The sequence below is a fragment of the Pseudoalteromonas sp. 13-15 genome, assembly GCF_001468205.2.
GTDB classification, from domain to species: domain Bacteria; phylum Pseudomonadota; class Gammaproteobacteria; order Enterobacterales; family Alteromonadaceae; genus Pseudoalteromonas; species Pseudoalteromonas marina.
Genome location: NZ_CP019162.1, coordinates 295822 through 309688, shown reverse-complemented (window position 1 = coordinate 309688; position 13867 = coordinate 295822). Strand labels below are relative to the sequence as shown.

The window sequence follows — 13867 nt, the reverse complement described above, 5'->3', positions numbered from 1 at the left end:
TGCTCATTATTTAAACCTTAAAAATAAAAAAGCAAGCCATAGTGGCTTGCTTTTTGTGCCCGTTCAAAGGCTACACACTTTCAACATAAATTTTAAAAACGGTAACTAGCACCAAACGTAATACGACGGTCTGTAAGGCCTTGGAAACACAATAACGACCCTTCGTTAACACAAGACTGGCTAATTTCAGACTCAGTAATATTTACGGCTTCTAAGCCAATATTAAGCTGCTCATTTACATCGTAGCTAATACTTGCATTAAGCTGACCACGGTCCTCTTGCACTACAGGGAACCCCCATGGGAAGCTTGACGTGCTACCAAAATCGTTTGAGCGGTAACCTTCACGCCATGTGTAACGCATACGTGCCGATAAACCGAACTTTTCGTAGTATAGAGTAAAGTTATACGCATTTTCTGATAAGTTAAGCAAACCTTGTATTTCGCTTACTTCAATACCCGGTGTACCGGTGCTTGCAGCAAATACGTTACTCGCTCTTGAAGTAGCCTTATTGACTGTTTCCCCGCCCGAGAACTCTTGAATTGTGTAATTAGCTAAAACACCAAAACCCGACGCCCATCCTAAATCTTTTTCAAAGCTAGATAGGTCATACTGGAACGCAAACTCAATCCCTTTTTGGGTTGTTTCGCCAGTGTCATTTACTTTTGTCTCAGTACCTACACATACACCACGACCATTTTCAGGACCAAACACGTTAATGTCTGCAATTGGGTTAAATATGCCACCCCCTTCACATGGGTCTGTTAAATCACGATAGCCTGTTACTGGGTCTTCTACCGGCGATGTTAACTGATTAACATGAAGCTCTTTACGCGTTTTATGGAAAATACCTACACTAAATACGCTCGCCTCAGTAAAGTACCAATCTGCTGATAAATCATAAGATAATACTTCTTCTGGTTTTAGTGCTGGGTTACCAAATTCAACTTCATCATTTGGGCTCGTGCTATAAGTAATAGAAGTAGATAAGTCGTTATAGTCTGGACGACGAATGTCTTTACCTGCACCAAAGCGAACCACTACATCTTCTGAGACGTCGGCAACTAAGTTTAAACGCGGTAGGATAAAGTTGTAGTCTGACTCATTTGTAATACGCGTTACTAGCTCATTGCCACTGCCGTCTTGCGTTACAGAGTTACCTGTCGATTCAACATCAGTTTGAATATAACGTAAACCAAAGTTACCGCGGAACATGTCGTATTCAAAGTTAGCTTGTGCATAAAAAGCGTGGGTAATTTCTTCAATATCAAAAAAGCCTGAAGAACTTGACGTTGGTGCATTTAGCGTACGGCTAGAGCCATGAGTTTGTAATGCTTGCTGAAGTGTTGCAAGTACTGCATCTGGGTCTGATGCCACGAGTTCTGGGTCTATCAGTAAAAAATCGCCTATGTATAACGAACGACCATCAGCCTCATTAAAGTTATCAGGACCCGCAACTAAAAGATCAGCGAATAAATCACCTCTTGGGCTATCTGCCATAGAGCGCAGACCAACACTTGATGTGATTTCGTTTTGCTTACTCGCCGATTTGCTATAACGGTAACCAAAATCAACAGAGGTAACTATTGAGTCTGTGTAATATGTTGAATCTATACGGAACGCATCTTCAGAGTTCTCGACGGTATCTTGACCAATGTTTACGTCGCGTAGTACTACATTTGCAGGGTCAAGTAATTGCTCAACCGTAGGCGCATATTCAGCACCTTGTGCAATACCAAAAGTAAGTGCTCCACCTGACAGGTCGTATTCAAAAGGCACACTGTTATCATTACCACCACCAGCATCTAAAGGTGCATTAGGGTTAATGAAGTTAAGTGTAGTATTAAAGCTTGGTGTTGTTGTATCAGAAGATGACGACGCTATTTCAGCGCTTACAAACCATTTATCACCTTGCCATTCACCGCCTAGCCTAAAAATATTACTGTCGGTAACACGAGAATTTGTATCACTCGAAAAACGTAAATTTGGATCGTCATCATCATTTGCTAAATTAACTGGGATTACACCGCGTAAAGCCGCTTGAATTGAACCTAAATTAGTTCCACCTAAAGAACCTAGATTAATTGTTTCAAATTCATCAGGAACCGAAATGTCATTCAATGCACTGACACCCGACGCTTGAACACGAGAGCTCTCTTGACGACGTTCTTGATCGTTTACAACAGCATCAAAATAAAACTTAGTATTGTCATTTGGTGCCCACTCAAGCGTACCTACAAAGTTCTTTGTTTCGTATTCGTAGTTATCGTAGTCTTGAACAAAAAATTGAATAGGTAAAAAGTCAAAAGACTGTGCACTGGCTACTCCACTATCAGAGGTTACAATGTTGTCTCTGTCTGCACGAGGGCGAAATGCTGTTACGTCTTGCTCGGCATAACTGCCGCTTACTAAAATACCAAACTCACCAAAGTCGCCTTCCCAGTTATCTGCAAAAGTACCAGAAAAACGAGGTTGTAAGCCACTATCAGTGCTTAAACTACTATTTTCGCCTTGTACTCTAATTGTGGCTAATTGTTCACCTAGTTGGAGTGGACGTATTGTTTTAAGGTTTATTGTTCCGCCTACTGAGCCTTCAATTGTTTTGGCTTCAGGCGATTTTATAACTTCTAAACTAGAGATAATAGAAGCCGACACATCTTCAAAGCTAATGCCGCTGCGTCCAGAGCCTGAACCCACAGTTGAAACACCATTTATTTCAGTACGGTTTGCATCGGTACCACGAATTTGAACACCCGTACCTACACCAGCCTGACGCGTGATCTGAATACCCGTTACGTTCTCAAGTACTTCAGCTAAATTTTGGTCAGGTAACTTACCAATATCCTCTGACTGAATAATTTCTACAAGGCTGTCTGCTGAACGTTTTTCAGCAAGCGCATTAGTTAAAGATTGACGTATACCAGAAACTTCAATTACCTCTAGGTCATCCTTAACATTTTTTGTCTCTTCCTGCGCATGAACAGATAAAGACATATTCATTGCCGTTGCAGAGATAACCGCCAGTGTGATTTTTGATAAATTATGATTCATAGTTTTTTCCTGTGTGTGTGAAACGCTATGCTACTTGTTACTTTTCATACAAAAGTGAATTAATGCATTACAAAAGGTTAACTGAATATTTACACTCAAAACCAAAAAGGTCAACCACTTTGTAAGTCAAATATTATAAAATTATTCAAATTTGTTATTACCAAAAATTAATTCCCCATACCTGACAACTACAACAATGTAGGAAAAAAATACAACCACCTGTAATACATATAGTTTTCAAATCAGGTATGCAGCACTATAGTAGTAGTTAAATTGTATTTTTAAGTTCATTATTCCGTTATATTATTTAGCTATAAATTGAAAGCTTTTAATTATAAAAGTATAAAAAGCCCCAAAATTGGTTAACCAATTAAAGATCTATTAGACTTTTGGCTAGAATAAAAAGGTACAAAAATAAAACAGACTAATCGTATTTACGCTTATAAAAATGCAAAGGAGTTTTTTGGCTTACAACAAAGGCTGTAAAAGTTGAATGGAATTTAATCTGCGATCAGTTTAGATGGTTTAGTTTAGAAAAGTCAGTGATAAAGGTGTGCACATCCACGTAGATACAAAAACCCCCCAATTAGTTAAACCAATTGGGGGTTTTTATAAGTTACTAACTTTTACAGTTTATAACTTAAACCTAAGAATAAACGTGGGCCGTAATCGTTTACTTCACCTAAGTTATCTTCAACAAAAAAGTCTTGAGATTTAGGAGCACTGAATAGATTAATTGCCTCTGCTTTAACTCTAAAGTGCTTGTTAATTTTGTACGATGCACGCATTTCCCATACGCCTACCGAATCAACATAACGTAAGCGTGTGCCATTACTTGTATAAGGTTGGAAATACTCACTACGGTATTTGTAAATAACCGCAGTATCAAAGCCACCTATTTGGTAATAAAGTTGGCTGCTAAATACATGCTTAGAAAACCCTGGTACAGAACCTGGCTCAACAATGCCTTCTTTAAGCTGAGTTGTATTGCCATCAACGTCTGTTACAAATGTATCACCGTATAGGCTGTCTTCAAATTCAAAATCAGTGTCGGCATAGTTATAACCAAACTTAACACCTATACCATTGTCCCAACGGTATGAGAATGATGTTTCTAGGCCTAAAATCTCACTCTCTTCGTCGTTTGTTACTGAATTTGTAATAGGCAATGAAACGGTTTCCCCCCCTACAACAAAGTCTTCAATAACTGTGCGCTGTTGAAAGCCGCCTTGGAACTGTTTGTAGTATAGGCTTAATGCAAAAATTGAATCTTCATTAGGGTACCACTCAAATGCTGCATCGTAGTTCCATGACATTAGAGGCTGCGTATCTGGGTTACCAGAGCCGTTTACACCCACTAACAAGTCACTAATTGTAGTGGCCGTATCAGATGTGTCTTCTTGAAAAGAGCGGCTATAACCTAAATCAGAAGGGTCTGCACGCGACATACCACGGTAAATACCCGCACGTAATAAAATATCTTCGCTGTAATCGACCACTAAGTTAAAGCTAGGTAAGAACTTGGTGTAATCACCGCCCCCTTTTATTTTATCAAGTGTGCCTGTGTCTGATTCAACAAGAGAAAGAACCCCTGTATCACTGGTAACAACGTCAAAACTATTTCTAAAACCAATTGATGTAACTTCAGTATCGACAATACGCAAACCAAAGTTACCACGAATAAACTTACCAAACATTTCTGTATCGTAATTAGCCATTAAGTAAGCAGCCGTTGTTTTTTCAGTTACGTCAATGGTTCCTGCGTTTTGGTATTCAACCTCAGGGTATTCAAATACTCCCCCCTCATTAGACGCGACAACAGCTTGAGAAAAACACTCATTATCGTAAGTCGCCCATGAAGAGCCTGTCCCTGTGTCTACCACATTGCCATCGCTATCTACATGCGTGATGATATTTCCATCTGACACACTAGACAAAAAGCCTGATTCAGGAAAATCAATTTGACAACCTTGAAGCACATCGAGCGCTTCAGCACCTGAACCTAGAGTAAATTGATTACGAGAGCCGTTACCGTTCGTTCCACCAAATTGTGTAAAGCTAAGCTCTGAGGTACGAACGCCACCTTGAATTGTGGTGAACATACCGCTATCAACTAAATAGTCAAAATCTAAACGAGCAGACACAACTTTGTTATCTCTCACGTTTTCACGGTCAATACGCGTTCTTAAGCTGTCAGTAAAATTAGATATATCTGTTACGTCAAAATCAGTAAGCGTAAAATGTGGAATGTTATCGCCCATATCCCACGAGAAATAATTACGTCCAGCGGTTCTGCCTCGGTTAGAAATTTGCAGTTCTTCACGCGAGGTTTTTGAATACGCTAAATCTAAATCTATGGTCAGTCTATCATTTACAGTATGTTCGATATTTAAGCCGTAACCACGGTAATTTTCTTCACGGGAAAATTGCTCACCAGCTGACTCAATACGCTCTTCACCTTCCCAATGTAAAATGCCGCCTACATCGTTAGTGACAAGTGATGGGCCGGTTACACCTGGTGTTGCGCGCTTTTGTAAGAAAATTAAATCATGGCGTGCTTCTCGTTGTGTTCTATCAGAAATTTGGCTATCAAAATTAATATCCCATTCTGCAGACGGCTGGTACTGAAAGGCAAAAAATACCGCGTCACGCTCGTCTGAAGTTTCGTTTTGACGAAAGCTTCGGCTGCTGCCAGTCCATGCGTATGGAGTACCATCACTCACGGCTTTGCCTGTGTCAGGGTCAATTTCTGTGTCATAACCTTGGTTATTACTTCCGTTTACTTGATCCTCACAATCACCTGCACTACTGCGGTAAAAACCTTCATTCGTATTTGTTGGATCATTTAAACATGCCCAAAGAGACGAACCTGATGGGCTAGAGCTTCGGTATTCTGCTTCTGGCTGCGAAATATCTTGTCGTTGCACACCAAAAGAAAAGCCAACTGCCTGACCATTATCAAACTCAAACTGGTCAACATAGCTAAATGTGCCACGATAACCTAAATCGCTTTGTAGTGAGTTATCTACATTACTCTCGTCAGGGTTGTAGTTAAGTTTAACCTCACCTTGCAAACGCTGCTTGCCATAATCCAATGGGGTAACCGTTTCAAGTGCGATAACACCCGCAACCCCACCTTCAATCATCGAAGCATCTTGGGTTTTATAAATAGCTACTTTTTTTACAAGTTCTGATGGAAATTGTGAAAAGTTTACTGAGCGGTCACCGCTACCATTGGTCGCTTCACGGCCGTTTATGTGTGTTGCACTTAAAAATGGGCCTAGGCCGCGAATGGTAATTTCTGTCGCACCGCCATTTTCACGATGCGATGCTGCGCCTGTAATAGATTCTAGTGCTTCACCTATCGATAAAGCGGGTAAATCACCAATATCTTCAGATGAAAGACCATCAACAACGGTTGTGGCTTCGCGCTTTATGGCTATTTGATCTTGAATTGTTCTGCGTGTACCTGTAACACTGATGATTTCTACATCAGGCTCGACCTCAGTCGCTTTTGCTTGTTCTTGTTGTGCGTGCGCTGAAAATACACATGAGCTTGCTACACTCGCAATAGCGGCTGTTCGTACCCATTTAGCTACAGGGCTCAGTGCAAATTGACCTGAACGCATTTTATTATTTTTTGAAGACTTCAACGACATTTTTATGCTCCGTTGGTTATTGTTGTGTGATTGTTGTGTGTTGACTTGTTATTCATCTGTATAAGTTATGTGACAACTGTTGTTAATATACTCAAGTAACCACGGATGATCAACCAATTTTACAACCAAAGCATTACCAATTAACATACCAATTTTAACAAACCAGTATTACCAAGGGGTCAGGCGGCGTTATAATGAAAAATAATTAGAAAAGCAAACGCATTTTTCGGTCATATTTTACTCACAGGCATAAAAAACCCCAAAAAAGGGGCTTTTTAATTAAGAGTGTTTACTTAGGTTAGTCGTTATTAACAACCCATGTTGAGCCAACACCTACATCACTTGCTTGAATGTAGTAAAGCCCTTTTGCACCTGCCACAGCTTGTAAACCTGCTGGGTCGGTTTCAAGTAATGTGCTTGCTGCGAATACATATTCAAGTATTTCTTTACCGTTTGCAGCTGGGTCTTGATCAATAGCGCCATCGGTATCAAATGAGCCGTTACCATTTAGGTTTCTGATTGCAACCCAATCGCCACTTGTATCACCAGATACACGGCTATCCATGTAACCAAAGTTGTTGCTTAATACTGATGTATCATGCTTGATTAAATCACAGTCGTATTCAAAAGCATGGTCGCTATCAAGCGTATTTGGATAGAATAATCCTTGTGTTAAGGCGCTACTTTCAATGGTATCTGCATCAGTTTGATCACCTAAGCCATTAGCAATGAGGTTTCCATCAAAGTTTATGACAAATGCATTTTTAGTTAAGCCATAGAGTACAGGAGCATTATCCACTGTAAGTTCATCACAATCACCCACAGGGGCACGAGAACCTATTTCAGTACTAAACACGATTGGTTGCTGAGAGTTCAAAACGGTGTTGTTAGTTACCGTTAATGTGAAGTCACCCGCCGCATCTAATACAGCTTGGTTGCCTGAGTTTGGTATACCACCATCAGCTTGAGAGAATGGATTTGCAGTAAATACAATTCCACCAGCCTCTTTATTACCAGAACGAATACCTGCAATGTAGTTGTTACTAACTGTGTGGCCTAGCGGTGTAATTAGCACACCAGCAGGACGATCGCTCGAGCTTGCAATATCAGTAGTACGAATAATAACGTTGTCTGTCACGTTATTAAAACCACCATCTTCTAGTGAAATCCCGCCATTAGGGTTAACCACAGTGTTACCTTTGATAGTTGCACCCGATGTTTGCACACGCATTAAACGACGACCGGTTACAAAGTTTTCTACTCGATTATATTGAATAGTAAAGTTTGCATCGTCAGCTGCATCTGAACCGGTAGTACTACCCGCATTAATTAAATGAAGGCTTGAGTTACCAAAATTTGGATTCGCACTGGTGCCACTAAATAAATTGTATTGAACAACATGGTCGCTGCCTGATGAAGCAATTTTAATAACGGAGCCATTTTCAGCATTATCACGATTACTAAATGTATTTCGCTCAATTAGCGCGCCCGTGCCTTTGATCATTAACCAGTGGTAAGTCGAATTATTTAACTCGGCTTCATCGCCATCCATTGTGTTTTGAGTAAACTCGAAGTTATTCCCTTCAGAATAAATAATTGCACTTTCTTGGGTTTCACAAAATGAGCCTGATTTTGTATCTATATTTTTAAACGTAAGGCCTGTTAGCGCTGCACCTTCTACACCTGAAGCAACGTGAATACATACTTCGCCACTAATAACTGGCGTTTGTTCTTCAACAGCGCGAAGCGTTACACCACTGGTGAGTAAAACTTCATCCATATCAGCGTAAACACCGGTATTAAGGCCAACAACATCACCATCAGCAAGGCCGCCACTTACCGCACTTAGTAGCTCTGTTGGTGAGCTAACAAGTTGGGAATAAATTACCGTCTCTAGTGAGCCACTTACAGAACCCTCAAATCCGTCGTTATCGGTGTAAGAAGCACTCACAGATATAATTGCACCCGCATATGCCGCAGGTGAAAACGTATTACTGTTTGTATCGGCTACTTCAACGTCATCGGCAAACCAGCTATAGGTAACATTTGTTTCTTCAATACCATTATTATCTGTTAGTTGCGCTGTTAATTCACCGCTAACTAAGTAAGGTGATGTGCCTATAATTGTAATACTTCCCGCTTCATCAACCGCAACAGCCGATACGGGAATTGTTTTTTCTGATGTATTATCTTCTACAAAACCATTGTCATCTGTATAAGTCACTTGTACCGATACAGCTTGCCCAATTAAAGCAGCCTCTACAATATATTCGCTTTGGGTTGCACCAACTATTTCTTCATCGTCAGCAAACCATTGATAAGTGACTTCTCCAGATACACCATCCATATCAGTAATATCAGCACTAAGCGTATTACCCACTGTGGGTGTGCCACTAATTGCTACATCACCTTGCGCATTAACACGCGCAACAGGCGCAGTGCCAACAGACGTCACTGACTCAGCAAACCCACGATCGTCTTCAAACGATGCTGTAACGGTGATCACGCTATTAAACTGTGCTTCATTAAGCATGAGTGACGAAAGAACTTCTCCCTCAATTACTACGTCATCCGCCAACCACTCGTATACAACTGTTAAACTATCAAAACCATTTTCGTCTTCAACATTCGCGGTCAGCTCTGACCCGATAAGTGCATCACCTGTTATTGTTACGCTTGCTGGAAATGCAATGGCTGCTACGTCAGCGGTCGGATCTGAAATATGTGACTCGTTAACACCACCATCATCAGTGTATTTAGCTTGAGCTGTGATAGCTAAACCAATTTGATCGTCCGTAAGTGTAAACGATGCGCTATTAGCGCCTTCTATTACTTCGTTATCTGCATACCAAAAATAAGAAACAGTTCCTGATATACCATCAGGATCTGACACGTTTGTTGTTAATGTTTGACCGCTTGTGGCTGTTCCTGACAGAGCAATAGAGCCCAGTTCGTTGTCATTGTTGTTTGCGTCAGTGTCACAACCAACTATTGCCGCTGCAATAGCGCATAGTGCAAAGTGTTTTAAATTCATGATGCCTCTATTCTCCATTTTATAGGTTAAATATTTGGCCAGCTATTGTGTGTGTTACCAAATAATCATATTAGTTGTTACCAAATTTACTTTATTTGAAAATAATTTGTTAACCAACTTGGTCATATAACCACAATAGAAATGATATTTCCAGCTTATTTACTGATGTCAATGTACCTTTTTACCTATACAAGGCACATAAGTAACCCACCAACCTATTTAAAGGATGCATAAATGTACAAAAATCAGCATTGACAAAAAATAAATTTTTACCAATTGGCTTTACAATAATGACACTAAAATACAAATGACTATTTAACTAATGAGCGTATTAATAGAATTGCTAGAACAAGAAGATGAGTAATTAGTTGAAAAGGAAAGTAACAGAGAAAAGCTTTCTCTGTTACTAAATAACCGAAGTGAAGGGTATCGAATTAGCTTAGCGCTGAGTTGTTAAAATAATCAACGGGTTCAATCGAGCCTAAAGTAACGGGAACTCGTTGATGTAAATCGTCAGGAGTTATATCTAAAATTCGAGCGCCACGCGATGTGGCTTTGCCTCCCGCATTTTCTACGAGCATTGCAAGCGGGTTGGCTTCATATAAAAGCCTAATTTTGCCATTGTCATTACCAACGCGTTTATCCTGTGGGTATAAAAATAAGCCACCGCGACATAATATCCGGTGTACATCACCTACCATTGCCGCATTCCATCGGATTGAGCTTTTTTCAAAGCTTTCAGATGTGTAAAGCAACTTGTCAAAGTACACTTGTGTAGGCTCATCCCAGTAACGATAATTTGCCATATTTACGGCAAACTCTCGGCTTTGCGAAGGAATTTGTAGTTGTGGATTAGTGAGTAAATACCCACCATGTGTTGAGTCAAGGGTATAACAACGTGTTGGCCCACCGGTGGTCATTACGAGCAATGATGAAGGGCCATATAATACATAGCCTGCACACACTTGGCTTACACCCGGTTGGTTAAACTGCTCATCACTGTCAAAAGGTACGTCGTCTCTTGCCAAATAAATAGTGAATATTGTGCCTATTTGACCATTTACATCGATATTAGAAGAGCCATCGAGTGGATCAAAAGCAACAATAAAAGTGCCTTCAGGGTGGCCACCAACCGCATGATCTTCTTCTTCAGAGGCAACGGTTCTTACAGAGCTGTCGTCAAGAAGAATATCTTTAAGTAATTGGTTGGCAATTATGTCTAGTTTTTTTTGAACTTCACCCTGAATGTTTTCATTCATTGTGGAACCCAAAACACCTGCAAGTTCACCTTGACCAACCCTAAACGCAATCTCTTTACTTGTGGCTAAAATAGTACGGATAAGTAAAATTAGATCCGTTCTTACACCATCTTCTTTTAATACTGTATTGAGTCTTTTCATAAGCTATACCGATTTACACAATTAAGATCTTTAAAGCACTGGATAAGTCTTGTTACCATATGCTGCTCAGAGTGACGAAGCCACACGCGTGGGTCATAGTACTTTTTGTTAGGTTTATCATCACCGTTAGGGTTACCAATTTGACCTTGTAGGTAGGCCTCGTTGCTGTTGTAGTAATCTAAAACACCGTTCCAACATGCCCACTGCGTATCGGTATCAATGTTCATTTTAACTACACCATACGTTAATGACTCTGCAATTTTTTCTTCCTCTGAACCACTGCCACCATGAAATACAAAGTTAATTGAATTACTCGGTAAGTTAAATTTTTTCGCTACATATGCTTGTGAGTCTTTTAAAATAGTAGGCGTAAGGACAACATTTCCTGGTTTATAAACACCATGCACGTTGCCAAAAGAAGCGGCAATGATAAAATTAGGACTAATAGCACTTAAGCGTTCATAAGCGTAAGCAACATCTTCTGGCTGAGTATAAAGCGCTGAGCTATCAAGGTGAGAATTATCAACACCGTCTTCTTCTCCGCCTGTACAACCAAGCTCAATTTCTAGTGTCATCCCTATTTTAGCCATGCGTGCTAAGTAGCGCTCACATATCTCTATGTTCTCTTCTAGCGGCTCTTCAGATAAATCGATCATGTGTGAGCTAAACAACGGCTTACCTGTCAATCTAAAATGCCTTTCACCCTCATCCAACAAGCCATCAATCCATGGTAATAATTTTTTGGCTGCGTGATCGGTATGAAGCATAACGGGGATCTCGTAGTGCGCCGCAACACTATGTACATACCTAGCTGCGCTCACCGCACCAAGTACTGCACCTTGTTGTTCTGGTAATGAGAGGCCTTTACCACAAAAAAACTGTGCACCACCATTTGAAAGCTGAATAATAACAGGTGACTTCATTTCTTTCGCGGCCTCAAGAGTTGCATTAATTGAGGTTGTGCTAACTACATTTACAGCTGGCAGCGCATACTGGTTAGCACGCGCATGGTTATATATTGCACTTACCTCGTCACCCACTATTACGCCAGGTAAAATAGTTTGAGATAAATCGTTCATTTTAGCACTCCCTGCTATTTTATTGCTTGAATACAAGAGTCTGTAATAGCTTGCCAGTTTTCTTGTGCAACCCATTCCTTTTTAGCAACCCATGTACCACCTACAGCAAATACGTTATTTAAAGAAAGATAATCCATTTTGTTACTTTCACTTACCCCACCCGTTGGGCAAAAGCTAACCGCTCTAAATACACTCGATACAGCCGACACAAACGGAGCCCCTCCTGCTAGCGATGCAGGGAATAATTTTTGCTCCTCAAAGCCATACTCTAGCGCCATTAGAATATCACCGGTATTTGATACGCCGGGTAAAACAGGAACACCACACTTTGTTAGTGCAGTTAGTAATTTAGGAGATACCGCTGGGGTTACAATAAAATCAGAACCTGCTTCAATTGCTTGCTGTAAAGTAGCTTCGTTAATAACGGTACCTGCGCCAACTTTAAGCTCTGGGACTTGCTCTTTAATCGCTTTTAAAGCATCAATTGAGGCGTCTGTTCTTAGCACAACTTCAACCAAAGTAAGGCCTGCTTTAGCCATAGCTTTTGCAATTTGAACACCCTGCTCTGGGGTATCAGCTTGAATTATAGGTAGCAGAGTTTGCCCTGACATAAGTTCAGAAAAGCGAGTCATAACGTTGTTCCTTTATTTTAAGTAGTTTGGCCGGGGTATGGAGGCCTTAAATTTTATTAGATACCAGCTTCAACCATTGCATGTTGAAAAACATCTTTTGGTGCAATTGCACCCGGTTGTTGAATCACAGCTCCGGCTGCTTTAGCGCCAAGTTGAACTGCTGTCGCAATTGACTTACCTGAAAGTCGAGCGCCTAAATAAACACCATTAAAGGCATCGCCTGCTGACGTTGTATCTACCACTGTGGTGACAGGTATTATTGTGTGGCTTTGAAGTGTTTTGTTTTGTTGTGTAATAACAGATTCTGGACCATTTTTAACCACAACCTCATTAATTTGATATGGCTTTAAGTACTCTATTACCGCCTCAACGCTGTGAACATCATATAATGTTGTTAGGTCTTCAACTCCTGGGAGAGTTATATCTGCAAGACTAAATGCTAAATGATACTGCACTTTAGTATCCTCTACACTGTCCCATAAACGAGCTCGGTAGTTAGGATCAAATACAATTTTAACCCCAGCACTTTTTAGTTGCTCTAAAACCTTCCAGAATTGATCTCGTGATGTTTTATCTATGATGGCTAAAGAAATCCCTGAGAAGAAAAACATATCACCTTGGCATAATTGGTCAACGCACTCGGCATTTAAAAACTCAACTGTTTTTTTAGCCGCAGAATCACTTCGCCAATAAATAAAGCTTCGCTCGCCGTGCTCATCTGTCTCAATGTAGTACATGCCGGGCACTTTGCTTTCGTGGCTAAATACATACTGTGTATCAAGCTGTTCACTTTCAAAGCGTTCGCGCATTTTTTTACTTAGGTTGTCTTGCCCTAAAGCCGTAATTACAGATGTGCTTACTTCAGGAAAACAGCGTTTCAAATATACCGCTGAATTATATACATCGCCTGCAAAAGATTGATGTAACGTAGCAGCGCTCATAGCCCTGAGCTCTACCATGCATTCACCCATAAAATAAATAGTATTCATTTTTGAAAGTATCCTTTGTAACTA

7 protein-coding genes are annotated in these 13867 nt (G+C 40.4%); all 7 read right to left on the bottom strand.

Annotation, left to right across the window (positions count from 1 at the left end; translation table 11 throughout):
• Positions 1-92: 92 nt before the first annotated feature.
• The gene (locus tag ATS72_RS01545) at positions 93-3050 is read right to left on the bottom strand and encodes a TonB-dependent receptor (protein ID WP_058428646.1); all 2958 of its coding nucleotides are present in this window, start codon (positions 3048-3050) and stop codon (positions 93-95) included.
• 626 nt (positions 3051-3676) lie between these two features.
• Positions 3677-6709, bottom strand: coding sequence for a TonB-dependent receptor (locus ATS72_RS01540; protein WP_058428645.1), 3033 nt, complete (start codon positions 6707-6709; stop codon positions 3677-3679).
• Positions 6710-7007: 298 nt separating this feature from the next.
• On the bottom strand, positions 7008-9743 hold the full coding sequence (locus ATS72_RS01535) for a hypothetical protein (RefSeq protein ID WP_058428644.1): 2736 nt from the start codon (positions 9741-9743) through the stop codon (positions 7008-7010).
• Between the two features lie 434 nt (positions 9744-10177).
• Entirely contained in the window at positions 10178-11143 is a 966-nt protein-coding gene (locus ATS72_RS01530; protein ID WP_010558054.1) for a class 1 fructose-bisphosphatase, read from the bottom strand.
• Positions 11140-12222: a class II fructose-bisphosphate aldolase gene (gene fbaA / locus ATS72_RS01525; RefSeq protein WP_058428643.1), complete on the bottom strand. Its 1083-nt coding sequence runs from the start codon at positions 12220-12222 to the stop codon at positions 11140-11142. The genes ATS72_RS01530 and fbaA overlap by 4 nt, the downstream gene beginning before the upstream one ends.
• 14 nt (positions 12223-12236) lie before the next feature.
• Positions 12237-12854 carry a bifunctional 4-hydroxy-2-oxoglutarate aldolase/2-dehydro-3-deoxy-phosphogluconate aldolase gene (eda, locus tag ATS72_RS01520; RefSeq protein ID WP_058428642.1) on the bottom strand — a complete coding sequence of 206 codons (618 nt, stop codon included), beginning with the start codon at positions 12852-12854 and terminating at the stop codon, positions 12237-12239.
• 56 nt (positions 12855-12910) lie between these two features.
• Entirely contained in the window at positions 12911-13843 is a 933-nt protein-coding gene (locus ATS72_RS01515) for a sugar kinase (protein ID WP_058428641.1), read from the bottom strand.
• Positions 13844-13867: the final 24 nt, after the last annotated feature.

Bases quoted from the DNA above. Each gene is read 5' to 3' on its own strand.
- ATS72_RS01540 (WP_058428645.1), bottom strand. From the start codon at position 6,709: ATGTCGTTGAAGTCTTCAAAAAATAATAAAATGCGTTCAGGTCAATTT.
- eda (WP_058428642.1), bottom strand. From the start codon at position 12,854: ATGACTCGCTTTTCTGAACTTATGTCAGGGCAAACTCTGCTACCTATA.
- ATS72_RS01515 (WP_058428641.1), bottom strand. From the start codon at position 13,843: ATGAATACTATTTATTTTATGGGTGAATGCATGGTAGAGCTCAGGGCT.
- fbaA (WP_058428643.1), bottom strand. From the start codon at position 12,222: ATGAACGATTTATCTCAAACTATTTTACCTGGCGTAATAGTGGGTGAC.
- ATS72_RS01545 (WP_058428646.1), bottom strand. From the start codon at position 3,050: ATGAATCATAATTTATCAAAAATCACACTGGCGGTTATCTCTGCAACG.
- ATS72_RS01530 (WP_010558054.1), bottom strand. From the start codon at position 11,143: ATGAAAAGACTCAATACAGTATTAAAAGAAGATGGTGTAAGAACGGAT.
- ATS72_RS01535 (WP_058428644.1), bottom strand. From the start codon at position 9,743: ATGAATTTAAAACACTTTGCACTATGCGCTATTGCAGCGGCAATAGTT.